This is a genomic window from Xanthobacter sp. ZOL 2024, from assembly GCF_052932325.1.
In genome coordinates this window covers 2,992,532-3,019,035 of record NZ_CM128808.1, presented here as the reverse complement: position 1 = coordinate 3,019,035, position 26,504 = coordinate 2,992,532, and the positions used below count along the sequence as shown (strand labels likewise).

Below are 26,504 nucleotides of genomic sequence, written 5' to 3'. Positions count from 1 at the left end.
TCCTCTCCCACGCGGGGTCAAGGCCCGCGGGTCAAGTTCTCAAGCCGCTTGTGTGGTGCGGCCTCTCACCTGCGGCACGACCTTTTGCAAGGCCTCAACCGCTCTATCCACATCCTCCTCACGGCTCGACCAGCCGAATGACAGGCGGATGGCACCGGCGGCGCGCTCCGCATCCACCCCCATCGCCTGCAGCACGTGAGACGGCCCCACCTTCCCCGAAGAGCAGGCCGAGCCGGCACTGACGCTTATGTGGGCGAGATCGAGCGCAATCACCAGTGTTTCCGCGCGAACACCCGAAAAAGCCAGCATTGAGGTATTTGGCAACCTCTCCACCGCTGCTCCCACCACCGAGGCACCGGGGATCGCCGCCAGCACCGCCTCTTCCAGCCGGTCGCGAGCGGCCGCCAGCCGGGCCACGTCCGCCCGGGTCGCCGCGATTTCCGCAGCGGCGCCGAAACCGAGGATGGCCGCCACATTCTCCGTGCCGCCGCGGCGATTGCGCTCCTGGCCGCCCCCGGCCACCAGCGGGCGCACGCGGAAATCCGCGTCAGCCGCCACCAGCGCGCCGGCCCCCTGCGGACCGCCGATCTTGTGGGCGGACAGCGCCAGCAGGTCCACATCGAGCGCCGCCATATCCAGCGGCAGCCGGCCGGCGGCCTGAACAGCGTCACAGAACATCACCGCATCATAGGCATGCGCCAGGCGGCCCGCCTGGGCCACCGGCTGCAGCACACCGGTCTCGTTGTTCGCCGCCATCAGCGCCACCAGCGCCCGCCGTCCCGCCTCGCGGTGGTGGCGCAGCCGCGACTCCAGCGCATCGAGGTCGAGGCGGCCGGACGCGTCCACCGGCACCTGCTCCATCAGGCCGAAGCGATGGCCCCTGAGCACCGCCGGATGTTCCACCGCGGCGGCCAGCAGCACGTCGCACGGGCGGGCACGGCCGGCGAATTCCAGCTCCGGATGCAGAGCGAGGGCGATCGCCTCAGTGGCGCCGGAGGTGAACACCACCCCGCGGCTCGCCCCACCCACCAGCCGCGCCACCGCGCCCCGGGCACGCTCCAGCAACGCCCGCGCCTGCCGCCCCTCGCCATGCACGGACGAGGGGTTGCCCGGCGCGTCCAGCACCGAGAGCACCGCCTGCCGCGCCTGCGGCAGCAGCGGGCTGGTGGCGTTGTGATCCAGATAGACCCGCGCGCTGGCGGCCTGCGCCTCACCCATTTCCGTCTCGATCCACCCTCAGCAGCTCCGCCCCACGCCTGGGGCGGGAGACTTGCAATTGCCAGCAATCTCAGCCATAGGTCAAATTCCAACTGTTCCTGCCCGTTGCCCCGTTGGCGCAAAATCCACACCCGCGACGCTGGATCCGGAACATATTAGAATGATTACAAAATGATGGGTTGAGCCCGTCATGAAGTCAAGACGCTCAGCGTACGGCACCGTCCGCAGCGGGAGCGTCGACCCGATAGCTTTCTGAACGCCATGGCGTTTTCCGGAAGCGGCTCCGGTGGCCGGGCGCCCGCAGCGCCCCCAGCGGATCCCCCGGGGACGGCCCGCCGTCGGCGGACAGACTCCATGAGATCGCCACCCAGAGGTTGCGGACGTCCATGCCAGAAGTCATCTTCCCCGGCGAAAAGGGGCGCCTTGAAGGCCGCTACCAGCCCGCCAAGACCCGCAATGCCCCCATCGCCATCATTCTTCATCCCCATCCGCAATTCGGCGGAACGATGAACAATCCGGTGGTGTACAACCTGTACTACCAGTTCGTGAACCGGGGCTTCTCGGTCCTGCGCTTCAATTTCCGCGGTGTCGGCCGCTCTCAGGGCTCGTTCGACCACGGCCAAGGCGAGCTGTCGGACGCCGCCGCGGCCCTCGATTGGGCCCAGTCGGTGAACCCGGACGCCCGCGCCTGCTGGATCGCCGGCTTCTCCTTCGGCGCCTGGATCGGCATGCAGCTTTTGATGCGCCGGCCCGAGGTGGAGGGCTTCATCTCCATCGCCGCGCCGGCCAATCTCTACGACTTCTCCTTCCTCGCCCCCTGCCCCTCGTCCGGCCTGTTCGTGCATGGCGACAAGGACGCGGTGGTGCCCACCTCGGCGGTGGCCACCCTGGTGGAGAAGCTCAAGACCCAGAAGGGCATCGTCATCGAGCAGCAGGTGGTGCCCGGCGCCAACCACTTCTTCGATGGCAAGACCGAGGAGCTGATGGGCGTGGTCGGGACCTATCTCGACAAGCGCCTGCCCGGCACCCGCAGCACCAGCGCCGCCTGACGGCGCCTCCATCGCCTTTCAAAAAGCCCGCGCCTTCCCCTCGAAGGCGCGGGCTTTTTGCTGCCTCAGCCGGCGTCCACATCCTGCCCCCGCGCCACATGCGCGAGCTCAGGCTCATCCTTCATGTAGCGATCGAAGGTCTGCTGATCGAGGCGCCCGCGCACCGCCAGCGCGAACATGGCGCCGCCGAACACCACCAGCAGCGCCATGTCGACGCCGAAGGGGATCACCCCAAGCCCGCCGAAGCCCCCCAGGGCCGAAAACAGCCCCATGCCCCCGAGATAGGGCACGAGCCAGCGGGCCTCCTTGAGATCGAGGCCGGAAAGGCCGTGATGGCCGGCGCGGGCGAGGAACACTAGCAGCCCCACCAGCAGGCAGACCCCGAGCCGCCAGACGATGGGCCAGCCGCTCCAATAGATGATGAGCGTGGCGATGATGAAGGCGAGCGCGGCCACCGGCACCACCGCCGGCACCCGCATGGGACGCCGCGCCGTGGGGAGCAGGTGGCGCAGGGCCACCACCGCCACCGGCCCCACCAGGAACGACAGGATGATCGCCGAGGAATTGAGCTGCACCACCTCGCGGAAGGGCAGAAGCACGAACACCAAAGCAGAGACCACGAAGTTCAGCAGCAGCGCCGGCAGGGGCACGCCGCGCTCCGAAACGCCGGTGAAGGCCTTGGCGAAGAAGCCGTTCTCCGCCAGAGCGAAAGCGAGGCGCGCGTTGGAGCCCACCGCCACCAGGCCGCCGGCGAACGGCCCCAGCACCGCCCCGGCATTGAGCAGGCTCACCAGCCATACGAGGCCCAGCGCCGCGGCGAGCGCCCCCAGCGGCCCGAAATCGCCCGGCAGCGCCAGTTGCGCCCAGCCATTGGCCAGATCGCTCGGGAACAGGGCGCCGGTGAAGGCCACCTGGATGCCGCCATAGACCACGAAGGCGATCACCAGGGAGAGGATCAGCGCCGTCGGAATGGTGAAGCCGGGGTTCTTCACCTCCCCCGCCATGTCGATGGCGTGGCGAAAGCCGATGTAGGAAAAGGCGATGCCGCCCGATGAGACCGCCGCCAACACGCCGGCCACGCCAAACGGGAAAAACCCGCCCTGGGCCGTGAAATTGGCGGTCTCGAAGCGCGAGCCCATCAGGGCGGCCATGATGATGAAGGGAATGGCGAGCTTGAGCCAGGTGATGGCGGTGTTGACCCGGGCAAAGACCTGCACGCCGAAGGCGTTGATGAGCGTGAACAAGGCCATGAGCCCCATGGCCACCGCCACCCCGCCCCAGGAGAGCTTGCCGCTGCCGGGTGCCGAATAGAGCCAGCTCAGGTGGGGCGCGAGATAATGCAGCATCGCCTCCACCTCGATGGGGGCGGTGGTGTTGTAGCCCACCCAGGCGCTCCACCCCATGGCCATGGCCACCACGTTGCCATGGCTGAACTGCGGCACCCGGGCGATGCCGCCGGCCACCGGCAGCATGGCCGAGATCTCGGCGAAGGTGAGGGCCAGCAGCAGCATGGCGATGCCGCCCACCAGCCAGGCGATGAGCGCCGCCGGGCCCGCGTGCTGCGCCGCCAGCAGCGGCGCGAACAGCCAGCCCGACCCGATGATGCCGCTGACCGCGACGAAGGTCAGGCCGATGAGGCCGATCTCCCGCTTGAGCTTGCCCATGACCTTCCACGCCCCTGATGCGACCGCTTCCGCCCTGGCTAAGCTTAGGCCGCAAACACCGCGCTCGCATCTGCCGCGAAACGCCTGGCGCAGGAAATCAATCGCCAGCCGCCGACGCGGAAGGCGCGAAGCGCACGCCACCGGTGAGCGGACGGGGCACGCCGGTGGTGCCGGGGAAGGTCAGCGGCAAGCCCCGCGCGGCGCGGGCCGCCAGATAGCCGAAGGCGTGGGCCTCCAGCGCATCGCCGTCCCACCCCACCGCCGCCGCCGTGTGCACCGGCACGCCGAGCCGGACCGCCAGCAGCGCGCACAGGGTGGGATTGCGGGCGCCGCCGCCGGCGATGATCCATTGGCGCGGCGGCACCGCCACGTGCTCCAGCACCTTGGCGACGCTGGCCGCCGTCAGCGCCGTGAGGGTCGCCGCCCCATCCTCCACCGACAGCGTATCGAGCCCGCCCCGAGCCGCCACATAGGCGCGAAAGGCGTTGCGATCGAGGGACTTGGGCGGCGGCAGGCGGAAGAAGGGATGCTCCAGCACCGCCGCCACCACCGCCTCATCCACCCGCCCCTGCGCGGCGCAGGCGCCATCGGCATCGAAGGGCGCGCCGGTGCGGGCCGCCATGAAGTCATCCAGAAGAGCGTTGCCCGGCCCGGTGTCGCAGGCCATCTGCGGCAGCCCGTCCTCTCCCACGATCGTGACGTTGGCGACGCCGCCCACATTGAGGATGGCCAGCGGCCGGGGCCCGCCGAGCCGGGCCGCCAAGGCGGCGTGGAACACCGGCACCAGCGGCGCCCCCTCACCACCAGCGGCCACATCGGCGGCGCGGAAATCGGCCATCACCGGCACCCCGAGGGCGCTGGCGAGCCGCTGGCCCTCGCCGATCTGCACGGTCAGCCCGGCATCAGGGCGATGAATCACCGTCTGGCCGTGGAAGCCGACGAGGTCGAGGTCCGACGGCGACAGGCGCAGGGGCGTCAGCAACGCCCGCACCGCCTCGGCGTGCAGATCGGTGATGCGCTGCTCGGCCGCCCGCAGCACGCCGGGGCGGTCGGTGCGGGCGTTCACCCCGTGGGCATCTTCCAGCGCCTGGCGCAGCTGCGCCCGGGTCGACGCGTCATAGGGCAGCGTCTGGGCGGCGCCCAGCCAGAAGATAGCCTCCCCATCGGTCTCGATCAGCGCCGCATCGACGCCGTCCAAGGAGGTGCCGCTCATCAAGCCGACCACACGCATCTGCCTGTTCCGTTCCCTGTCGCGGTCCGTTCCGGGACCGCCGGCCTGTTGCCCGATGCAAACCGGCGCCGGACCTGATACACCAGCGCACCTTTCCACCTTGCCAACACACCGGGCCCTTCAGACCCGCAGAACGAAAACCAGATCCGTGATGACCGCTCCCGCCTTCCGCTCCGACTTCCTGCGCACGCTCTCCGAGCGCGGCTACATCCACCAGTGCTCGGACCTCGAGCGCCTCGATGCCAAGGCGGCGGAAGGGCCCATCACCGCATATATCGGCTTCGATGCCACCGCATCGAGCCTGCATGCGGGGCATCTGCTCTCCATCATGATGTTGCGCACCCTGCAGCGCACCGGGCACAACCCCATCGCCCTCATGGGCGGCGGCACCACCAAGATCGGCGATCCGTCCGGCAAGGACACCCAACGCCAGATGCTGACCGATGCGCAGATCAACGGCAATATCGCCTCGATCCGCAAGGTGTTCGCCCGCTTCCTCGATTTCGAGGGCGGCGCCATCATGGCCAACAATGCCGATTGGCTGGACGAGCTGAAATACATCCCGCTGCTGCGGGAAGTCGGGCCCCACTTCACCATCAACCGCATGCTCACGTTCGATTCCGTGAAGCTGCGCCTGGATCGTGAGCAGCCGCTCACCTTCCTCGAATTCAACTACATGATCCTGCAGGCCTATGACTTCGTGGAGCTCTCCAAGCGCCACGGCTGCATCCTGCAGATGGGCGGCTCCGACCAGTGGGGCAACATCGTCAACGGCATGGAGCTCGGCCGCCGCATGCACGGCGCCGACCTGTTCGCCCTCACCACCCCGCTGCTCACCACCTCGTCCGGCGCCAAGATGGGCAAGACCGCCGGCGGTGCCGTGTGGCTCGATGCGGAGCTGCTGAGCCCCTACGAATACTGGCAGTACTGGCGCAATGCCGGTGACGCGGACGTGGAGCGCTTCCTGAAGCTGTTCACCGAGCTGCCGCTGGACGAGATCGCCCGCCTTGCCGCTTTGAAGGACCAGGAAATCAACCTCGCCAAGGAAGTGCTGGCCACCGAGGCGACCGCCCTCCTGCATGGCCGCGCGGCCGCCGAGCAGGCCCGCGACACCGCCCGCACCACCTTCGAGCAGGGCGCGCTGGATGTGAACCTGCCGACGGTGGAGGTGCCGGCGGCGGAGCTGGATGGCCTTGCGGTGGCCAATGCCTTCGTGCGCGCCGGCCTGGTGGCTTCCACCAGCGAGGCGCGGCGGCAGATCAAGGGCGGCGGCCTGAAAGTGAACGATGCGGCCATCAGCGACGAAAAGGCAGTGCTCGCCCAGGGCGATCTCACCGCCGAAGGGGTGATCAAGCTGTCGCTCGGCAAGAAGAAGCACGTGCTCCTGAAGCCGGTCTGATCCGGCTGCCGCAGCGCCTCCCGCGCGCCGCCCGCCTCACCGGCTCGGCGGGGTGTCGTTGGTGCCGCGGAATTCGAAGATCTTGCGCAGGAAGCCCGGGGCCACGGCCGAGATGGGATTGATGCGCAAGGTCGGCGCGCTCATGGAGCCCACCACCTCGAAGGTCACGCCCAGCAGTCCCTCGTTGGGGCCACCGCCCAGGAACATGCCGATCACCGGCAGCTTGGAGAACATGTTGTTGAGGGCATAGGCCGGCACGAAGGTGCCGCGCATGGAAATGCGGTTGGCGGCGAAATCCAGCAGCCCGTCGAACGTCACGCCCGCCGAGGTGCCCCAGATGGCGCCATCCTTGAACGACACCTTGCCCGGCGAGCGAACGAACTGGGCCTCGGCCTTCTCGAAGGCGGCGGAGCCGTCGACGATCTTGCCGGAGGAATCCCGCGCCGCGCTGGACAGCTGGCTGAGCCCGGGCTCGCCCTTCACGAAGAAGTTCCGCACATGCAGCACGCCTTCCTGCGGGGCGCTGTCGCTGCGGGGCGGATCCACCACCAGCCAGGCATCGCCGCCCTGGAGCTTGGCGTAGACATCCAGGAAGCGCAGCAGCGCCCCGGCATCGGTGGTGGCCACCTGGAGCGCCTTGGGCTTGCCCTGCCAGGGCCGCATCTGCCCGCCCACGGTGCCCTCGCGCCCCACCTTGGCGCTGAGGCTGAAATTGTCGATCTGCACGCCCCGGCGGGCCACGAAAAGATCGAGCTGACGCAGCACCTCACCATTGTTCCCGGTCAGCGCGCCAATCTTGGCATCCACATCCACGTCGGGAATCTTCGGCGAGCGACGGCCGTTGGCGGCGGCCGCCCCATTGCCGGTGGCCGGTGTCGGCGGGCTCATGATGCTCTTCATGATGCCACGCGCATCCATCACCTCCCCTGTGATGTGGATCTTCAGCACGTCGCCGGACTTGTCCGCCTTCAGCGAGGCCTTGTCACCGTCGGAAAGCTGAAAGATGGGGAACTGAGCCGCCAGCAGATCCCCTTCGTCGGACAGCTCAAGGGAACCCTTCAACAGCGTTCCCGACCCCTCCATCACCAGGTCGGCGAGGCGCACGGTGGTGCCCTTGTCGTTGACCACGAAGCGGGCCTTGAGCGGCTTGCCGGCGGGCTTCGACAGGCCGGGGATCAGGTCGGCGATGCGGACGTTGGTGAGATCCAGCTCGATGGAGGCCTGGGTGTCCTTGTTGTTGGTGGTGCCCACCAGCCGCACGCCCACGGTGCCGAAAATGCCGGGAATATCCACCCCGAGGCGGGTGCGGGCGGCATTGTCCAGATTGGCGCTGACCCGGATGTCGGCGTCGGCCACGTCCTTCTTCTTCTCATATTCAAAGGCGATGGGGGCGCCACCCAGCTTGCCGTCGCCGCGCAGCAAAATGCCCGCCGGTGAAGCGAATACCTGCACCGTGGCGCCTTCCAGCCGCTGCGCCTTGAACACCTTGTCGACCCCGAAGTCGGTCAGGGTCGCCTCCAGCGAATAGTCCAGGTCCTCCGGCAGCGGCACCTTGCGGAAGGTCATGTGGAGCTGCAGCAGGGCGGAGAACTTGCCGCGGGTGGTCGAGGGATCGAAGGCCGTGCCGGTGGGGCCCTTGAGGGGCTCCATGCCCAGCACCTCGATGGCGGCGTCGGCAGGCCCGGCGAAGCGCACGGAGATCTGCGCCGAGGGCTCCCGGGGGAAATAGTCCGGCATGAACATCACGCCGTCGCTGACGGCGATCTTGCGGTCCCGCGGGGTCACCATGGTGCCGTCCGGCATATCGATCCGGACCGTGCGGCCGGTCACCAGAATGGCGAGGCTGGCGTCGCTCACCGCCGGCAGCCCTTTCACCGGCCGCAGCGACACGCCCTTGCCGTTGATGGTGAAGCGCACGCTGTCCTCGGGCAGCGGCACCTGTTTCTGGCCGATGAGGTCGAGCGGCATATCGACCGCCAGGGTGATGCCGTCGGCCATGCCGCCGGAGACATTCTCGATGGCGAACTGGCGGGCCGGCGGGGCAATGGACACCGGCCAGAACCGCTTCACCGTGGCCACCGGCATGGGCGAGGCGACCCCGTTGAGCTTGAGGCTCGGAACGGCGATGCCGAAATCGAGCGCGGCAGTGAAGGAGAAGGAGCCGGCCTTGCTGCCCAGAAGGCCCCGATCCACGTTCAGCCGGTGCGCCACCGTATCGTAGGCGCCCGCCACCATCACCTGCTCGATGACGAGGGCGGGCTCGCTCATCTCCGGCCCCTTGAGCACCACCTCGGCGGCGCCGAGCTCGAACGGCCAGGGCTCGCGGGCGTGGGCGGGAACGGTGATCTCCCCCTTGAGCGCCACCTTGTTCTCGTTCTTCACCGCGACGATGGGATCGACCACGATGATGCGCCGCTGAGGATCGAGATGGGCCACCAGCCGCGCCGAATCGATCATGAAGCGCTCGGTGGGCTCCTCGCCATTCCCGATGGCGCCGGCGCCGAGGTCGATCTCGGCCGATGCCGCCAGAAGATCGCCATTCAACCCGAGCCGGGCGGAGAACGTCGCGTCCAGCGGCGTGTCCATATAGAAGCGCCGATGATCCTGGCTGAAGGCCTGGACCAGGTCGCGGGTCGACACGTCGTTGATGGTGAGAGTCACCGACCGCTCGCCATCCTTGGCCGGAGCGATGCGCGCCACCGCGGTGGAGATGCCCTGCGGGCCCTGGGAGGTGAAGGTGAGCACCGCCCCGCCGGCCGGCGGCCGCGCCAGCCGGATGGAAATGTGCTGGAAGGTGATCCGCCGGCCCGAGCTCTCGTTCTCGACGATGAGCGAACCGTCCTTGAGCCCCACATCGGCAAGGGCGCCGCCGTCGAACCCCACCGCGTCGAGATCCTGCAGCCAGCGGGCGAGGAAGGCGAGGCGCAGCGGATCCACGTCCGCCATAGGATCGGCCGCAGGGTCCGCGACGGTCGGGCCCGCTGGCGGTGCGGCGGCGGGCGCGGCAGACGAGCCGCTCGGCCCGGCCTGCCCCGCCTGCCCGCCAGCGGGCGCGGTGGCAGTCGCCGCGGCACGGGCGCGCGCCGTCGACAGCGGCTTGGCGCCGCGCCCGGTGGCGACCGCCAGATCACCCGAGGCGCCGATGCGCACGGTCATTTCGGCACCGATCAGATCCACCCGGCGGGCCCGCGGCATCAGCGACAGCAGGGAACCTTCGAGCTCGACCTCAGCGCTGGGGGCACTGGCCACCAGATCCCCATCGGCGCCATAGACCTTGATGTCGTGCACCACCAACGTGGTGGCGCCGCCGGTGGCGGTCTCCACGGTGGTCGCGCCGATGGAGACCTTGTGCCCGCCACCGATGCGGTCTTCGAGTGCCTGCTCGATATAGGGTGTCGCCACATTGGCGGTGACGGTGCCGGTGGCAATGAGGGCATAGAGCACGAGCGCGGCGACACCGGCCAGGGCGATGGCGATGAGAACGATGCTGGCGCACACCCGCGCGACGCGCCCGCGCGGCACCAGCGCGCCCATCAGGCTGCGGATGTGCGCGTGCCGGGGCTTGCGCCGCGGCGGTACGGGCGTCGATCCCGTCTCGTCCATCCCCCTGAGGTCCTCCCGCAACTCTGAACGCCCGATCCACGGCCTGTTCGCGGCGAACCGCGCCTGCGCCCCCGCGCCGATTCGCCCCCGTCCGCCAGATGGAGCCTAATCTCCCCATCGGCCGTAAAGATGAGGTGGATCAAACTGCACTCAGCATACCGCCACGCGCAACAAGAGGCTTATCATTTCCCGGTTCTGCCCCCTGGCTGTATGGCGGGGAAGACGTCGAAAGGAAGGCGGATGAGCAAGATTCCAGAAGTTGGCACGAAAGCACCGGCATTCCGCCTCAAACGGGACGGCGGCGGCGAGGTCTCGCTGTCCGATTTCGCCGGTCGCAAGCTGGTGCTGTATTTCTATCCGAAGGCGAATACGTCCGGCTGCACCAAGGAGGCCATTGCCTTCAACGGCCTCAAGGCCGCCTTCGCCGCCGCCGACACCGACATCCTCGGCGTCTCGGCCGATCCGGTGAAGGCCCAGGACAGCTTCAAGGCGAAGCATGACCTCGCCTTCCCCCTCGGCTCGGACGAAACCCACGCCATGCTGGAAGCCTATGGCGTGTGGGGCGAGAAGAGCCTCTACGGCCGCAAGTTCATGGGCATCACCCGGGCCACCCTGCTGATCGGCCGCGACGGCACCATCGCCCAGGTGTGGCCGAAGGTGAAAGTGGACGGCCACGCCGAGGCGGTGCTCAAGGCGGCACAGGCTCTCGCCTGAGCCCCACGCCTCTTGCCTGACATGATCCGCGCGCGGTGGCCGCTCAGGCCACCGCGATGTTCTGCGGCAGGATGAACGGGCCGGGCGGCGCCACCCCCACCCGCACCGTCACCCCGAATGCGCGACGCAGCACCGCGTCGGTGAGCACCTCGGCCACCGTGCCTTCCGCCACCACGCCCCCATGGGCGAGCACCACCATGCGGTCGGCCACCATGGCGGCGAGGTTGAGGTCGTGCAGCACCGCCAGCACCCCGCCGCCGGCATCCGCATGGGCCCGGGCGAGGCGCAGCACCACCAATTGGTGGGCGAGATCCAGGCTGGCGGTGGGCTCGTCCAGGAACAGATAGGACGGCCCGGCCCCGGTGCCGCATTCGAGCTGGGCCAGCACGCGGGCCAATTGCACCCGCTGGCGCTCGCCGCCGGACAGGCTGTCATAGCGCCGCTCGGCGAAGCCCGGCAGGTCCACCTGCTGCAGCAGGTGGGCGACACGAGCGGCACCACCGGCGCCCCCCATCAGCCCCACCGAGATCACCTCGCCGACGCTGAAGGCGAATGCCACCTCCGCCGCCTGGGGCAGCACCGCGCGGCGGCGCGCCAGATCCAGCGGCGCCATGTGATGGATGTCGGCGCCGTCCAGCGTCACCTGCCCGCCGGCCAGCCGCTGCTCGCCGGACAGCGCCTTGAGCAAAGTGGACTTGCCGGCGCCGTTGGGCCCCACCAGCACGGTGACCGCGCCGGGCTGAATGGCGAGGTCGACGCCGTCGAGCAGCAGCCGCCCGCCAGCCGTCACCTTCACCCCCTGGCCGCGATAAATGCCCTGAACACTTGGCATGGCTTCACCCCACGAATGCGCGGCGGCGCAGCAGCAGCCACAGGAAGAACGGCGCGCCCACCAGAGCGGTGACCACGCCGAGCGGCAGCTCGGCCGGCGCCGCCAGCATGCGGGCGAGAATGTCGGCCCCCAGCAGCACCGCCACCCCCAGCAGCGCCGAGGCGGGCAGCAGCACCCGGTGGGCCGGCCCCAGGGCGAGCCGTGCCAGATGGGGGACCACGAGGCCGATGAAACCGACCACGCCGGCGGCCGCCACCGAGGCGCCGACGCCGGCGGCGACCCCGATGATGGCATAGCGCTTCAGCCGCTCGACGCCGATGCCCACATGGAACGCCTCCGCCTCGCCCAGCGCCAGGGCATCGAGCCCGCGCGCCAGCAGCGGCGCCGCGGCAATGAGGGCGATGACGAACGGCGCGGCCAACCCCACTTTGATCCAGGTGGCGCCGCCGAGGCTCCCCATGGTCCAGAACAGGAATTCGCGGGTCTGCTGCTCGGAGGCCATGAACACCATGACGCCGGTGCCGGCGCTGGCCAGCGCGCCGAGCGCCAGGCCGGCAAACAGCAGGGTGGCCACCGAGGTGCGCCCGTCGCGGGTGGCCAGCCGGCCGATCACCAGCGTGGTCACCAGCCCGCCCAGAAAGGCCGCCAACGGCAGGCCCAGGAGCTGGAGCGACGCAGGCAAAAGCGCGCCCAGGGCGCCACCGAACACCACCCAGGCCACCGCAGCCAGCGCCGCGCCGGGGGCGACGCCAATCAGACCCGGATCCGCCAGGGCATTGCGGAACACCCCCTGCATCACCGCCCCGGCCACCGCCGTGCCGGCGCCCACCAGCGCCCCGAGCACCGCCCGCGGCAGCCGCACATCCATGATGACGATGCGCTCGCGCACCAGCCCGCCGGCGGGTGCCCCGGTGAGGGCATCCCACAAGACGGTGATGGCCCGCCCCGGCGGGATGGCGAACGGCCCGATGGCGAGCGCCCCCAGGAAGGCGAGGGCTGCCAGCGCCGCGAATAAAATGAGCCCGGCCACCACCGGGCGGGACGCGGCCCGCGGCGCCAGAGCGAGGGCCGGGTTTGCCGGTTCCGCGCTCATTCGTCCGGCTCCGCCGCCCAGGGCCGCGCCGGAAGAGCAGGAATGGCTGCATCGCGATGCAGCACCACGGCGAGATCCCGCACCGCCTGGGGCGCCCGCGGGCCGAAGCCGAGCAAATAGGAGCCGGGCAGAACCACCAGCCGGTTATCGCGGGCAGCCGGCGTGGTCTTGAAGGCCGGCAGCGCGAACACACTCTCGGCATCGAACACCTGGCCGCCACCGCGCATCACCACCACCGCGTCGGGATCGGCGGCCATGGCGGCCTCATCCACCGCCGGCTTGTAGCCCTTGATGCCGGCCATGGCGTTGGTGACGCCGGCAAGCTTGAACATGGCATCGGCGCTGGTGTCGTGCCCGCCCACCACGGCCGTGCCGTTGCCGACGGAGAGGACGAACACCGCGCGCGGATGATCCTTCAGCGCCGCGACCGCAGTGCCGACAGCCGCGAAATCGGCGCGCACCGCATCGGCCAGGGCCTTGCCCTTCTCCGGCTCGCCGACGGCGGCCGCCACCGCCTCAATCTTGCGCACCACCCCCTCGGCATCATGGGCATCGGGGATGATCACCACCGGAACCGAGGCATTCTCCAGCACGTCCAGCGTGGAGCGCGGACCCGCGCCCTCCATGGCGAGGATGACACTGGGCGCCACGGAGAGCACCCCCTCCGGCGCCAGGGTGCGCGAATAGCCCACATTGGGCAGCGCGCGGGCGGCGGCGGGGTAGCGGCTGGTCTGGTCCACCGCGACTACCCGGTCCCCCAGCCCCAGAGCGAACAGGATCTCGGTGACGGCACCGCCGATGGACAGGATGCGGGAGGCGTCCTTCACCTCCACCGTCCGGCCCTGCCCATCCACCACGGTGGCCGCCCATGCGGAACCGGAGAGGGAAACGGCGCCAGCCACAAACATCGCGCCCACCAAAGACAGCAGACGCCGCACAGACTTCGAATTAGAATACTTAAAATCTATCATTCGCCTGTCATTCGATTCGGCATGACTCCATTTTATAGAGTCATTCAAATTTTAACCATGCCTCATTGCGATGCAAATCGCACACACATCCATGGAATTGTTCCCGTCGATTGGCAACAAAAATGAAAATTACTTGACCACAATGTGGCGGCGCGATAGCCGAAAGAAGCGGGCAGAAGGTGCCTGCGTACGCCAGCATCGCCCTACGCGAGCCAGCCCCGACATCATGAGTGGAGAGCGACATGGCGCGCGGGGCGTTCCGGCGACACCCTTCTTTTGGTTTTCAGGCGTCCCTGATGGGTGGCGTCGCGGCTGCGGCGCTGATGTTGGCGACGGGCAGCAGCGCCCTGGCGCAAACCGCCCCTGCCGCCGACGGCAGCGACGGCATCATCAGCCTCGATGCCATCACGGTCGCCCCGACCCTGACGGAGGAGCGGGCGGTGGACGCCCTCGCCGGCGTTAGCGTGGTGACCCTCGAAGACCTGAACCTGCTGCTGCCGTCCACCACCCAGCAGGTGTTCACCGGCATGCCGGGCACCACCGTGCTGCAGAACGGCAACTCCACCCAGGCCTCCATCAACATCCGCGGCCTGCAGGATTTCGGCCGCGTCGCGGTGATCCTCGACGGCGCCCGCCAGAACTTCACCCAGCTCGGCCATAACGACGGCGCCGGCTCCTTCTTCCTGGAGCCCGCTTTGCTCTCGACGGTGGACGTGGTGCGCGGCCCGGTGGCCAACATCTACGGGTCCGGCGCCATCGGCGGCGTGGTGAGCTTCCAGACCAAGGACGTGGCGGACGTGGTGAAGCCCGGCCAGACCTGGGGCATGGAGACCACCGGCGAGTTCGGCTCCAACGGCCCCATGGGCTTTGGCTCGGCCTTCGTCGGCACCCATATCGGCCAGAATGTGGACCTGTTCTTCGGCGGCACCGTGCGCGCCCAGTCGGAATATTCCGATGGTGACGGCGACGTGGTGCCCGGCACCGCCTACAACACCTGGACCGGCCTTGCGAAACTGACCGTGCGCCCGGCCGATTTCCACGAGGTGAAGCTCACCGCTCTCAACCTCGACACCTCCTACACCACCTCCAACACCTGGCCGGCGGCGTCGACCACTACCCAGTATGGCACCGACGTCACCAACCGCACGGTCACCGCGAGCTACAATTACTCAAACCCTGACAACAACATCATCGATTGGCGCTCGACCGCCTATTGGAACCAGATGAAGCAGGACCAGACCAAGGTGGCGGGCACCTGCTCCAACACCACCGGCTGCGTGGGCGATCCGCGCTCCTTCACCATCGACACCCTCGGCTTCGACGTGAACAACACGTCTCGCGCCACCTTCGGCTCGGTGAAGAACGCCTTCACCATCGGCGGCGACTATTTCCACGACGAGGTGTCCAACGAGGACAATTACGGCTTCGGCGCCGGCTACAATCCGTCGGGCGAGCGCTCCGTGGGCGGCGCCTTCGTGCAGTGGAAGGCCGACTGGACCTCCTGGCTGCAGACCATCGCCGCCGTCCGCTACGACGCCTACGACCTGTCCAGCGACACCGCCGAGGGCACCAGCGGCGATCGCTTCTCGCCGAAGATCACGGTGGGTGTCTCGCCGTTCGAGTGGATCACCTTCTACGCCACTTATGCGGAAGGCTACCGCGCCCCCTCCGTCACCGAGGCGCTGGTGAACGGCGAGCATCCGTCCGTGAGCCCGTATTTCTCCTTCGGCTTCCTGCCCAATGCGAACCTCAAGGCCGAGGTGGGCAAGAACAAGGAAATCGGCGTCAACGTGAAGTATGACGACCTGTTCATGAAGGGCGACAAGGTCCGCGCCAAGGCGAACCTGTATCGCAACGATGTCGATGACTATATCGAGATCGATTACATGACCTCGGCCGCCGCAAGCTGCGCCGCTGCGGGCTGGACCCTGTGCTACCAGTATCAGAACGTGGCCCAGGCCCAGCTCGAAGGCTTCGAGTTCGAGAGCATGTATGACACGGGCCTGTGGTTCGTCGGCTTCAATGCCACCGTCTCATCCGGCGACAACAAGACCACCGGCGAGCCTCTGACCTCGGTGATGCCGAACAACGTGGCCACCACCGTGGGCACCCGGCTGTTCGACAAGCGGCTCACCATGTCGGTGCGCTGGCAGTGGGTGGCGGCCAAGAACCTGGAGGACCTGCCCTCCAGCAGCGCCCTGGAGCCCACCCCGAGCTTCAACCTGGTCAATGCCTATATGAGCTACCAGGCCAATGAATGGGTGACCGCCCAGTTCGCCCTGGAGAACCTCCTGAACGAGCAATACACCCAGTATCAGCAGTTCGTGCCCTCCGCCGGCATCACCTTCAAGGCCGGGTTGAAGGTCACGCTGGGTGGCGACACAATTGCGGCGGCAACACCTGCGAAAATCGTCAAGTAGCCCCGCGGCGCGGTCGGCCCCATTTTTCAGCACGGAGTGACATCATGTTCATTGCCACCAACCGGTTCAAAGTGAAGCACGGTTCGGAAGCCGCTTTTGAGAAGATCTGGCGCGAGCGCGACACCTACATCGCCTCCGTCCCCGGCTTCGTCGCCTTTGATCTGTGCCGCGGCCCGGAACGGGAGGATCACACCCTCTACATCTCCCACACCGTGTGGGCCGCCAAGGCCGATTTCGAGGCCTGGACCAAGTCGGATGCCTTCCGCCTCGCCCACCGCAACGCCGGCGCCAGCAGCAACAGCGTGAACTACATCGGTGGTCCCGAGTTCGAGGGCTTCGAGTCCGTCGTCTCCCTGACCCCCGGCGAAAAGGCGGCCTGAGCCAGCCTGCGCTGACGTTTTCATCGTGCCTCCGCCCGGTACGCTTGTCGTACCGGGCTTTTTTTCGTCCCGGCTCCCGCCTTTCCCCCGGGCCGCGCCCGCACTACCCTCACCCCATTGCCCGTGCCCCGTTGCCGCTCCCTCAGGATTGGACGCCATGACCGCCTATGCCGACCTCGCCGCCCATTTCGGCCGCGCTTCCGCCCTGTCCAACGCCATCGGCATCCTGCACTGGGACAGCGATACGCTGATGCCCAAGGGCGCGGCCGGCACCCGCGCCGACAGCCTCGCCCTGCTGCGGGTGCTGCACCACGGCATGGTGACCGATCCGCGCATCGGCGACTGGCTGCCGGCGGCGGAAGCGGACAATGCCCTCGGTGCTTGGGAGCGCGCCAATCTGCGCGAGATCCACCGCCTGTGGACGGTGGAGACCGCGTTGCCGGCGGATCTGGTGGAAGCCTCCAGCCAGGCGGTGTCCCGCTGCGAGATGGCCTGGCGCACTGCCCGCGCCGAAGCCGATTTCGGCAGCCTCCTGCCGCTGCTGGAAGAGGTGCTGCGGCTGCAGCGGGAGATCGGCACCGCCAAGGGCGAGAAGCTCGGCCTCTCCCCCTATGACGCTCTGCTCAACGATTATGAGCCCGGCGGCCACTCCGCCCGCATCGACGCCCTGTTCGACGACCTCGCCGCCTTCCTGCCCGGCTTCACCGAACAGGTGCTGGAGATCCAGGCGCGCCGGCCGGCGCTGATGGAGCCGGAAGGGCCGTTCCCGGTGGAGGCCCAGCGGGCGCTGGGCCTGGAGATGATGAAGGTGGTGGGCTTCGATTTCGACCGCGGCCGGCTCGATGTCTCCACCCATCCCTTCTGCGGTGGCGCCGACAACGACGTGCGCATCACCACCCGCTATGACGAGGCGGATTTCTCCAGCGCCCTCATGGGGGTGCTGCACGAGACCGGACACGCCCTCTACGAGCAGGGGCGGCCCGCCGCCTATCTCAACCAGCCGGTGGGCCAGGCCCGCTCCATGAGCGTGCATGAAAGCCAATCGCTGCTGATGGAAATGCAGGCCTGCCGCAGCCGCGAATTCATCACCTTCGCCGCCCCGCGCATGCAGGCGGCATTCGGTGGCACCGGCCCGGCCTGGGGGGCGGACAATCTGTGGCGGCTCTACACCAAGGTCTCCCGCGGCTTCATCCGGGTGGATGCGGACGAGGTGACCTACCCGGCCCATGTCATCCTGCGCTATCGGCTGGAAAAGGCGCTGATCGGCGGCGACATGGCCCTCAAGGACCTGCCCGGCGCCTGGGCCGAGGGCATGCGCGATCTGCTCGGCGTGGTGCCGCCCGATGATCGGCTGGGGTGCCTGCAGGATATCCATTGGCCGAGCGGCGGCTGGGGCTATTTCCCCACCTATACGCTGGGGGCCATGACCGCCGCACAGTTGTTCGATGCCGCCTGCCGGGCCGATGCGGACATCCTCCCCGGGCTGGCGACAGGCCAGTTCTCCCCGCTGCTCGCCTGGCTGCGGACCCATGTCCACAGCCAGGGCTCGCTTCTGGAGACCGACGATCTGCTGACCCGCGCCACCGGACGGCCGCTGGACGCGAGTGTGTTCAAGGCGCACCTGACGCGCCGCTACGCCACGGCGCCATAGGCGGCGGGGAGCCGAGCGGCAGAGCGCGCCGCGCCTTATTGCGGCGAGGGCGGGGTCTCGCGCAGCAGGCGCTTGAAGCGCGCTTCTTCCTCGGGTGTCAGTGCGGCCTGGGCGGCGACCGCCGCCTGCCGGCGCCGGCGGAAGGCGAGGATGGACGCCACCGCGCCGATGATCAGCACCGCGAAAGGAGCAACCCACAGCAAGGCGTTGCTCCAGGACAGACGCGGCCGCAGCAGCACGAACTCGCCGTAGCGCGACACCAGATAGTCGAGCACCTGCTGGTCGCTGTCACCGGCCACCAGGCGCTCGCGCACCAGCACGCGCAGATCATGGGCCAGGGGCGCGTCGGAATCGTCGATGGACTGGTTCTGGCACACCAGGCAGCGCAGTTCGGACGAGAGGGTACGGGCCCGCCCTTCCAGCGCCGGATCCTTCAGCATCTCGTCGGGCTGCACCGCGCCGGCCGGCAGCCCGCTGCCCAGCATGACGAGGGCGCAGGAGAGGACCAGCAGCAGGCGGTGGAGGGCGCGCGGCATCATCATCACTCCGCGGGAACCGGGGTGGCGCGGCGCCGCGCCGGCTTGGGCGCGCCGACGCGCAGCCGGCGATCGGCGAGCGAGAGGGCGCCGCCCAGGGCCATCACCACCGCCCCCAGCCAGATCAGCGTCACATTGGGCTTGTAGGTGGCGCGCACCGACATGCCGCCATCGGGCATCTCCTCGCCCATGCTCACATAGAGCTGGCTGAAGCCGAAGGTGCGGATGCCCGCCTCGGTGGTGGCCATCTGCCGGGCGGAGAACATGCGCCGCGACGCCTCGATGACCCCTTCGGGGGCGCCATTGTTGCGGATGGAGAATACCGCCGTGCGCGCGCTGAAATTGGGACCGGTGCGATTTTCCAGGCGCTCGAACGTGAGGTCGCGGGTACCGATGGTGATGTGGTCGCCCGGCTTCACCGAAACGATCTTCTCATAGCTCCAGGCGGTGCCGCAGACGATGCCCAGGAGGCAGACGCCGACACCGAAATGGGCCACCGCAGTGCCATAGGCGGAACGGGGCACGCCGGCGAGCCGCGCCAGCGCCACCTTGGCTCGCACACGTCCGAGGCCGGCGCGCTCCATGATGTCGGTGAGGGCGCCCAGCATGATGAACACCGCAAGCCCCACCCCCAGCGGCGCCGCCACCGGCCCGCCATCGCTGGCCGCCGCGGTCACCACCGCCGCCACCACGGCAAGGCCCGCCGCCAGCATCAGGCGCTGGGCCACGCCCAAGAGGTCGCCGCGCTTCCAGGCCAGCAGCGGCCCGAACGGAATGGCGAACACCAGGGGCAGCATCAGACCACCGAAGGTGAGATTGAAATAGGGCGGTCCCACCGTGATCTTGGCGCCGGTCACCGCCTCCAGCGCCAGCGGATAGAGGGTGCCCACCAGCACCGCCGCCGTGGCCGCGGTGAGGAACAGATTGTTCATCACCAGGGCGCCTTCGCGCGAGACCGGCGCGAACAGGCCGCCCTGCTTCAGCTCCGATGCGCGCAGCGCGAACAGGGTGAAGCCGCCGGCGATGAAGAAGGTGAGGATGGCGAGGATGAATACGCCCCGCGCCGGATCGGTGGCGAAGGCGTGCACCGAGGTGAGCACGCCGGACCGCACCAGGAAGGTCCCCATTAGCGACAGCGAGAAGGCGAGGATGGCAAGCAGGATCGTCCAGACCTTCAGGGCGTCGCGCTTTTCCATCACCACCGCGGAATGCAGCAGCGCGGTTGCGGCCAGCCACGGCATCAGCGAGGCATTTTCCACCGGATCCCAGAACCACCAGCCGCCCCAGCCCAGTTCGTAATAGGCCCAGTAAGAGCCCATGGCGATGCCGAGGGTGAGGAACACCCAGGCGGCGAGCGTCCATGGCCGCACCCAGCGTGCCCAGGCCGCATCGATGCGGCCTTCGATCAAGGCGGCGATGGCGAAGGCGAAGGAGATGGAGAGCCCCACATAGCCGAGGTAGAGCAGCGGCGGATGAATGGCGAGGCCGGGATCCTGCAGGATGGGGTTGAGGTCGCGCCCCTCGGCGGGCGGCGGCATCATCCGCAGGAACGGATTGGAGGTGAACAGGATGAAGGAGAGGAAGGCGGCGCCGATCAGCCCCTGCACCGCCAGCACATGAGCTTTGAGCCGATCCGGCAGATTGCCGCCGAACACCGCCACGCAGGCGCCGAAGGCTGCCAGCACGAACACCCACAAGAGCATGGAGCCCTCGTGATTGCCCCATGTGGACGTGATCTTGTAGATCAGCGGCATGCGCGAGTGCGAGTTCTCCACCACGTTGATCACGGTGAAGTCGGAGGTCACGTAGAGCTGCACCAGGGCGCCGAAGGCGAAGGTGATGAAGCCCAGGAAACCCACCGCGATGTAGGAACCGGTGCCCATCAGCACCGGATCGCCGCGCCGCGCCCCCCAGGCGGGCAGGATCACCTGCAGCAGCGCCAGCACGAAGGCGAGGGCGAGGGCATATTGGCCAAGTTCTGCGATCACGGCGGTCAGCTCCCCGGGTTGGCGGCGCGGGCGGGCACCACGGTGCCGTTCTCGCCTTCCTTCCACACCCCCTGCTTCTTCAGGGCGTCGGCCACCTCGCGTGGCATGTAGCGCTCGTCATGCTTGGCGAGCACGCTGTCGGCGCGGAAGCTGCCGTCCGCCTGCAAGGCGCCCTCGGCCACCACGCCCTGCCCTTCGCGGAACAGGTCTGGCAGGATGCCGGAATAGGCCACCTTCACCCCCGCATTGCCATCGGTGACGATGAACGTGGTCAGCGTGCCGCTCTTATTGACGCTGCCGGTCTCCACCAGCCCCCCCAGGCGCAGGCGAGCACCCGGAGGCACCTGCTGCTGCGCCACCTCGGTGGGGGTGCGGAAGAACACGATGGTGTCATTGAGCGCCGACAGGATGAGCCCGGCGGCGAGCGCCAGCACGCCCAGTCCGGCGGCGATGAGCACGAGGCGACGGCCCTTGCGCGTCATGGTCTCTCCTTCCGAGAGCGCCGCGCCTTATCACCGGCAGCGGATCCGCTCCACCTGATCCTCATCGCAGGCCCCGCGGCTCACCGCCTCCGGTGGCCCCACGCGCCTGCGCCAACCCGTCGCCCTCAATCGCCGAGGGCGAGATCCTTGCTGGCCGCATCGATGCGGGCCACCGCCTCGGCATTGCCGCCGAACTGCGCCCGCGCCGACTGCAGCGCGCCCTTGGCCTTGTCCGGCTCGCCGAGCACCTTGAAGGCCCGCGCCAGGCGCAGCCAGCCCTCGAGATCGTCGGGGCTCTCCTTCAGGCGATCCTCCAGACGCTGCACCATACCGCGAATCATGGCGCTTCTATCGCCGGTCGACATGGAGGCGGCGTTGGCCACGTCCTCGGCGCTGGGCCCGGGCGCCGGACCGGCGGTCGAGCCCGAAGCCGGCGCCGCGCCGGCGCCCTGCACCCGGGCCAGCGCCTTGCGCAGCTGCGGCAGATAGGGAGCATCGGCCGGCGCGCGCGCCACCATCTCGCTCCAGATCCGCGCCGCATCGGCACCGCGGCCATCCTGCTCGGCGGCCAGGCCCAGGAAATAATTGGCCCGCGGATCGGTGGGCTCGCGACGCACCGCATCCTGGAACGCTGCGGCCGCGTCGGCGGTGACGATGCCGTTGGCGGCGAGCACCAGCGCTTCCCCCAACGCCGACTGCAGCTCGGCGGACGGGCCCTGGATGCGGATCAGCTGTCCATAGGCGCGGGCTGCGTCATCGGGCTGACCGAGCCGCAGATAGATGGGCGCCAGCACCTCGTAGCCCTGGCTGTCATCGGGGTGCGCCGCCAGATGCTCCTCCACCCGGCGCACCAGGATCGCCACGTCGCCGCGATCCGGCGAGGCGGCCATGCGCTCGGCGAGGGGGGCGCCCGGCAGGCCGGGGGAGCCGATGTAGAGATAAAGACCGGCGCCGAGCAGCGGCACCAGCACCAGCGCCAGCACCGCCGCCGCCCGCCGGCGTGCATCGGTGGGCGAGGCGGCGGGCTCCGGGTCGGCGGCGCGGGCGGTATCGGCGGCGAGCATGCGGCGGGCCACCTCGGCGCGGGCCGCCTCGGCCTGCTCGGTGGCCAGCCGGCCGCTGTCGCGATCGCGGTCGATTTCCGCCAACTGGTCACGATAGACGGCGAGATCCGCCTCGCGCTCGCCCTTGAGGGGGCGGGCACGGCTGAGCGGCCACAAAACCGCCAGGGCGGCGAGCGCCGTCATGAGCGCGAACACGGCGAACAGGGACGTGGACATCATGGATGTAGCCGTTAGCCGGCCTGTGCGCGAAAGCAAAGGCCACATCGGGTCCCAGCGGCGCCGAGCCGCAGGGGCGCAGCGAGTTGTGATCGACTTTGCACCGTCGTTCCGGTAGATGGCCGTCGAGAGGCCCGGGGTGCCCGGCGGCATCCCGCTCCGGCTTCGGCCTCATGCTCCGCACAGAAGGGACCGGCGATGGGACTGTTCGATAATATGGTGGGCGGCGTGCTCAACAACATGCTGTCGCAGGCCGGTAATTCCGAAGGCCTCGGCAACCTGCTGAAGTCGGCCATGAACGGCCCCATGGCCGGCGCCATCACCCAGGCGCTGCCCGGCCTCCTGGATCAGGCCCTCGCCAAGACCCCCTATGGCAATCTCGAAGGCCTGCTGGCGCAGCTCAATGCCTCCGGCCTCGGCGAGCAGGTGGCGAGCTGGCTGTCGAGCGGCCCCAATGCGCCGGTGAGCGCCGAGCAGATCGTCACCGCACTGGGCGACACCCAGCTCGGCCAGATGGCCGCCGGCCTCGGCCTGTCGGCGGACAGCCTGCCGAATCTCCTCTCTCAATACCTCCCCACCCTCATCGACAAGCTGAGCCCCGACGGCGTGCTCAAGGATCCGGCGGCCTGAGGCCGGGACGGTGCGAACCGCCAGGCGCGACCGGGCGAGCTGTCGCGCGGCTCGCGCTCGGCGGGGCTTCAGGCTATCGTAGCCGCCAGCGGCGGGGCTCATCGCCCGGCGACGCCTGTCACGGGGGGCGGCGCGGGCGCGGGGATCGCGAAATCGCCACCTTCGAGGCGCGGCAGATGATGGGACGATCTTTTCCGGCACGGACACGGCCACACCCGGCCGCGCGCGGCCGTAAATGCTGAGCCAGATGCCGTGACCGAGCCCCGGCGCCCCTCCTTTCTCGCCCGGCTGCGCCATGCGCTGTTGGATTTCGACGCGCTGCTCGATTCGTCGCTGTTCACCCTGGGCAGCCGCACCCGGCGCGCATTGTCGGCCTATGCGGCGTTCACCGAACGCTTCAACCTCACCGGCGCCAGCCGCTTCTTCGCCGGCCTCGCCTCCGAAGCGTTCACCCTGGGCACGGTGGGCGCCGTGGTCCTGCTCGCCCTCGCCATTCCCGCTTTCCACGAGACCTCCGACGACTGGCTGAAGCGCACCGAGCTCGCCGTCACCTTCCTCGATCGCTATGGCAACGTCATCGGCGAGCGCGGGGTGAAGCAGAATGATACCGTGCCGCTGGACGAGATCCCCGACAATCTCATCAAGGCGACGCTGGCCACCGAGGACCGCCGCTTCTACGAGCATTGGGGCATCGACCTCTCCGGCACCCTGCGCGCATTGGTCACCAACGCGCGGGCCGGCGGCGTGCGGCAGGGCGGCTCCTCGCTCTCCCAGCAGCTCGCCAAGAACCTGTTCCTAAACAACGAGCGCACCCTGGAGCGCAAGATCAAGGAGGCGTTCCTGGCCATCTGGCTGGAAGCGCGGCTCACCAAGAGCCAGATCCTGAAGCTGTATCTCGACCGCGCCTATCTCGGCGGCGGCGCCTATGGGGTGGATGCGGCGGCCCGCTATTATTTCGGCAAATCGGTGCGGGAGGTGAATCTGGCCGAGGCGGCCATGCTCGCCGGCCTGTTCAAGGCGCCCTCCAAATATGCCCCGCACGTGAACCTGCCGGCGGCCCGCGCCCGCGCCTCCACCGTGCTCGACAATCTGGTGGAAGCCGGCTTCATGACCGAGGGCCAGGTGTTCGGCGCCCGGCGCAATCCCGCCACCCCGGTGGATCGTCGCGACGAAGCGGTGCCCGAATATTATCTCGATTACGCCTTCGGCGAGGTGAAGAAGCTGGTGGACCAGCTGCCCTCCTCGGTCACCGAGCGCAACTTCGTCGTGCGCACCGGCCTCGATCCCAATATCCAGAAGGTGTCGGAAGCCGCCATCGACCAGTCGCTGCGGGAATTCGGGCGCGACTACAAGGTCACCCAGGGCGGCATCGTGGTGATGGAGCCCAACGGCACCGTGCGCGCCATGGTGGGCGGGCGGGACTATGGCGAGAGCCAGTTCAACCGGGCAACCGATGCCCTGCGCCAGCCCGGCTCCTCGTTCAAGCCGTTCGTCTACACCGTCGCCCTGATGAACGGCTTCAAGCCGTCCACCATCGTCCAGGATGCCCCCATCTGCCTCGGCAACTGGTGCCCGCAGAATTACGGTCGCTCCTACATGGGCTCCATCACCCTGCAGACGGCGCTGCAGCATTCGCTGAACACGGTGGCGGTGCGGCTGGCGGAGAAGTTCGGACGCAAGAAGATCGTGGATCTCGCCCATAAGATGGGCCTGCGCACGCCGCTGCCCATCTCCGCCCCGCTGCCGCTCGGTGCCGCCGAGGTGACGCTGGTGGACATGGTGACCGCCTATTCGGTGTTCGCCAATGGCGGGCACTCCGTCTACCCCCATGCGGTGGTGGAGATGCGCATCGGCAATGGCGACGTGGTCTGGCGCTTCGACCACGATGCACCGGCACCGGTGCAGATCATTCCCCGGCCACAGCTGGTCGACATCAACTCCATGCTGAACAACGTGGTGGAAAATGGCACCGGCCGCCGTGCCCGGCTGGTGAACGCCAAGGTGGCGGGCAAGACCGGCACCACCAATGCCTATCGCGACGCCTGGTTCATGGGCTTCACCGGCAATTACGTGGCCGGCGTCTGGTTCGGCAATGACGACTACGCATCCATGAACAAGATGACCGGCGGCGCCCTGCCGGCCATGACCTGGCAGAAGGTGATGGCCTATGCCCACCAGGGCATCGAGATCAAGCCGATCCCCGGGGTCTCCTCGCCGATCCCCAAGCTCGATCCGGCGCCGGCGCCCATCGAGGTGCCGGGATTGGCCAGCGCGATGCGCCCGCTCACCCTCTCGCCCAAGGCGGCGAGCCAGCTGGCCCAGCTGGAGCGCCTGATGAAGGATGCGGAGGCGGCGAAAGCGACGCCGGCGCCAGCGCCCGGAAGCCGGTTGCCCCCGGCGGGCGCGCCTTTGCCGCCAGCCAAGCCGGTGCGGACCGGCGCCGCGACGGACACGTCGCGCAGCTGAGCCCTGCGTCGTCCACGGCCCGATGGCGTCAGTTGACGATGCTGACCGACACGGTGCGGCCCGCCACCACCTTCACGTCGTCGGGCACCGCATCGATGCTCACCCGCACCGGCACCCGCTGGGCGAGGCGCACCCAGCTGAAGGTGGGGTTCACATTGGCCAGCAGATTGGCGGAATCGGTGCGGTCACGATCCTCGATGGCGGCGGCGATGCTCACCACATGTCCCTCGATGGGGGTCGACGCGCCCATGAGCCGCATCACAGCCCGATCCCCCACATGGATGCGATCGAGCTTGGTTTCCTCGAAATAGCCTTGCACGTGGTAGCTGTCATCATCCACCAGGGCCGTCACCGCCTGCCCCGCCGCCACATAGTTGCCGGGCTGCAGCGTGAAATTGGTGATGACGCCATTGACCGGGGCGCGCACCTGCGAGCGGTCCAGGTTCAGCCGCGCCAGATCGCGATCGGCCCGGGCTTTCTGGGCAGCCGCCTCGGCCTGGGCGGCAGCGGTGGTCACCTCCTCCATCTTCTGGCGGCTCACGGCGGTCTCGGTGAGCTGGCGATAGCGGTCGAGATCGCGCTGCGCCTGCCGCTGCACCGCCTCGGCGCTGGCCACTGCGGCCTCGGCCTGCTCCAGCGCCAGCTTGAAGCGCGTGCCGTCGATGGCGAACAGGAGGTCACCTTTTTTCACATGGGCATTGTCGGTGACGCTCACCCGCTCCACCAGGCCCGAGACGTCCGGCGCCACCCGCACCACATCGGCGCGGATGCGGCCATCCCGGGTCCAGGGGGCGTCCATGTAATAGAGCCACAGGCCGTGGGCGACGACGCCGGCCGCGCACACAAGGGCAAGGGTGGGCAGCAGCCGGCCGAGGCGGGACAGAAACGGGTTCATCG

General features: G+C 68.7%; 18 protein-coding genes and 2 pseudogenes. 8 read left to right on the top strand and 12 right to left on the bottom strand.

From position 1 onward, the window contains the following. Positions 1 to 39 precede the first annotated feature (39 nt). Positions 40 to 1,218 (bottom strand): cysteine desulfurase family protein, encoded by a 1,179-nt coding sequence (locus ACU4E7_RS13790; protein ID WP_447019188.1) that lies wholly within the window; start codon positions 1,216 to 1,218, stop codon positions 40 to 42. Positions 1,219 to 1,604: 386 nt separating this feature from the next. Between ACU4E7_RS13790 and ACU4E7_RS13785 the strand changes: the two genes are divergently transcribed. Next, on the top strand, positions 1,605 to 2,267 hold the full coding sequence (locus ACU4E7_RS13785) for an alpha/beta hydrolase (protein ID WP_238121554.1): 663 nt from the start codon (positions 1,605 to 1,607) through the stop codon (positions 2,265 to 2,267). A 65-nt stretch (positions 2,268 to 2,332) separates the two neighbouring features. On the opposite strand, the gene ACU4E7_RS13780 is transcribed toward ACU4E7_RS13785, so the two are convergent. Both ACU4E7_RS13780 and ACU4E7_RS13775 read right to left on the bottom strand, forming a co-directional pair. Next, complete coding sequence (locus tag ACU4E7_RS13780; RefSeq protein ID WP_238121553.1) at positions 2,333 to 3,931, bottom strand: APC family permease; 1,599 nt, start codon at positions 3,929 to 3,931, stop codon at positions 2,333 to 2,335. Positions 3,932 to 4,028: 97 nt separating this feature from the next. Beyond that, positions 4,029 to 5,162: an anhydro-N-acetylmuramic acid kinase gene (locus tag ACU4E7_RS13775; RefSeq protein WP_447019187.1), complete on the bottom strand. Its 1,134-nt coding sequence runs from the start codon at positions 5,160 to 5,162 to the stop codon at positions 4,029 to 4,031. A 151-nt stretch (positions 5,163 to 5,313) separates the two neighbouring features. Between ACU4E7_RS13775 and tyrS the strand changes: the two genes are divergently transcribed. Then, positions 5,314 to 6,561: a tyrosine--tRNA ligase gene (gene tyrS / locus ACU4E7_RS13770; protein ID WP_447019186.1), complete on the top strand. Its 1,248-nt coding sequence runs from the start codon at positions 5,314 to 5,316 to the stop codon at positions 6,559 to 6,561. 36 nt (positions 6,562 to 6,597) lie between these two features. Here tyrS and ACU4E7_RS13765 read toward each other — a convergent pair whose 3' ends face one another. Next, on the bottom strand, positions 6,598 to 10,164 hold the full coding sequence (locus ACU4E7_RS13765; protein ID WP_447019185.1) for a YhdP family protein: 3,567 nt from the start codon (positions 10,162 to 10,164) through the stop codon (positions 6,598 to 6,600). Positions 10,165 to 10,425: 261 nt separating this feature from the next. On the opposite strand from ACU4E7_RS13765, the pseudogene ACU4E7_RS13760 reads away from it, so the two are divergent. Next, positions 10,426 to 10,878, top strand: a pseudogene (locus ACU4E7_RS13760) (peroxiredoxin); the annotation flags it as partial. A 43-nt stretch (positions 10,879 to 10,921) separates the two neighbouring features. On the opposite strand, the gene ACU4E7_RS13755 reads toward ACU4E7_RS13760, so the two are convergent. Genes ACU4E7_RS13755 through ACU4E7_RS13745 form a run of 3 tightly spaced genes read right to left on the bottom strand, consistent with a single transcriptional unit; the run spans position 10,922 to position 13,711 of the window. After that, positions 10,922 to 11,710 carry a heme ABC transporter ATP-binding protein gene (locus tag ACU4E7_RS13755; RefSeq protein ID WP_447019184.1) on the bottom strand — a complete coding sequence of 263 codons (789 nt, stop codon included), beginning with the start codon at positions 11,708 to 11,710 and terminating at the stop codon, positions 10,922 to 10,924. A gap of 4 nt (positions 11,711 to 11,714) precedes the next feature. Further along, the gene (locus ACU4E7_RS13750; protein ID WP_447019183.1) at positions 11,715 to 12,803 is read right to left on the bottom strand and encodes a FecCD family ABC transporter permease; all 1,089 of its coding nucleotides are present in this window, start codon (positions 12,801 to 12,803) and stop codon (positions 11,715 to 11,717) included. Next, positions 12,800 to 13,711 (bottom strand): heme/hemin ABC transporter substrate-binding protein, encoded by a 912-nt coding sequence (locus ACU4E7_RS13745; RefSeq protein WP_238121546.1) that lies wholly within the window; start codon positions 13,709 to 13,711, stop codon positions 12,800 to 12,802. The genes ACU4E7_RS13750 and ACU4E7_RS13745 overlap by 4 nt, the downstream gene beginning before the upstream one ends. 359 nt (positions 13,712 to 14,070) lie before the next feature. Here ACU4E7_RS13745 and ACU4E7_RS13740 point away from each other — a divergent pair, with 359 nt between their 5' ends. The 3 genes from ACU4E7_RS13740 (at position 14,071) to ACU4E7_RS13730 (ending at position 18,225) form a co-directional block, all read left to right on the top strand. Further along, positions 14,071 to 16,194 carry a TonB-dependent hemoglobin/transferrin/lactoferrin family receptor gene (locus ACU4E7_RS13740; RefSeq protein WP_447019182.1) on the top strand — a complete coding sequence of 708 codons (2,124 nt, stop codon included), beginning with the start codon at positions 14,071 to 14,073 and terminating at the stop codon, positions 16,192 to 16,194. Positions 16,195 to 16,238: 44 nt separating this feature from the next. Continuing rightward, positions 16,239 to 16,574, top strand: coding sequence for an antibiotic biosynthesis monooxygenase family protein (locus ACU4E7_RS13735; protein WP_447019181.1), 336 nt, complete (start codon positions 16,239 to 16,241; stop codon positions 16,572 to 16,574). 157 nt (positions 16,575 to 16,731) lie between these two features. Next, the gene (locus ACU4E7_RS13730; RefSeq protein ID WP_238121543.1) at positions 16,732 to 18,225 is read left to right on the top strand and encodes a carboxypeptidase M32; all 1,494 of its coding nucleotides are present in this window, start codon (positions 16,732 to 16,734) and stop codon (positions 18,223 to 18,225) included. 35 nt (positions 18,226 to 18,260) lie between these two features. Here ACU4E7_RS13730 and ACU4E7_RS13725 read toward each other — a convergent pair whose 3' ends face one another. From ACU4E7_RS13725 to ccmI, 4 genes are all read right to left on the bottom strand, one after another. Next, on the bottom strand, positions 18,261 to 18,767 hold the full coding sequence (locus tag ACU4E7_RS13725) for a cytochrome c-type biogenesis protein (protein WP_447019180.1): 507 nt from the start codon (positions 18,765 to 18,767) through the stop codon (positions 18,261 to 18,263). Further along, positions 18,767 to 20,749 carry a heme lyase CcmF/NrfE family subunit gene (locus ACU4E7_RS13720; RefSeq protein WP_238121541.1) on the bottom strand — a complete coding sequence of 661 codons (1,983 nt, stop codon included), beginning with the start codon at positions 20,747 to 20,749 and terminating at the stop codon, positions 18,767 to 18,769. The genes ACU4E7_RS13725 and ACU4E7_RS13720 overlap by 1 nt, the downstream gene beginning before the upstream one ends. Before the next feature lie 5 nt (positions 20,750 to 20,754). Beyond that, complete coding sequence (gene ccmE / locus ACU4E7_RS13715) at positions 20,755 to 21,231, bottom strand: cytochrome c maturation protein CcmE (protein WP_238121540.1); 477 nt, start codon at positions 21,229 to 21,231, stop codon at positions 20,755 to 20,757. Between the two features lie 125 nt (positions 21,232 to 21,356). Further along, on the bottom strand, positions 21,357 to 22,514 hold the full coding sequence (gene ccmI, locus ACU4E7_RS13710; protein ID WP_447019179.1) for a c-type cytochrome biogenesis protein CcmI: 1,158 nt from the start codon (positions 22,512 to 22,514) through the stop codon (positions 21,357 to 21,359). A gap of 168 nt (positions 22,515 to 22,682) precedes the next feature. Between ccmI and ACU4E7_RS13705 the strand changes: the two are divergent. Continuing rightward, a pseudogene (locus ACU4E7_RS13705) lies at positions 22,683 to 23,141 on the top strand (YidB family protein); the annotation flags it as partial. Between the two features lie 252 nt (positions 23,142 to 23,393). Further along, entirely contained in the window at positions 23,394 to 25,607 is a 2,214-nt protein-coding gene (locus ACU4E7_RS13700) for a transglycosylase domain-containing protein (protein ID WP_447019178.1), read from the top strand. A 28-nt stretch (positions 25,608 to 25,635) separates the two neighbouring features. Here ACU4E7_RS13700 and ACU4E7_RS13695 read toward each other — a convergent pair whose 3' ends face one another. Beyond that, complete coding sequence (locus tag ACU4E7_RS13695) at positions 25,636 to 26,502, bottom strand: efflux RND transporter periplasmic adaptor subunit (RefSeq protein WP_447019177.1); 867 nt, start codon at positions 26,500 to 26,502, stop codon at positions 25,636 to 25,638. Between the last annotated feature and the right edge of the window lie 2 nt (positions 26,503 to 26,504).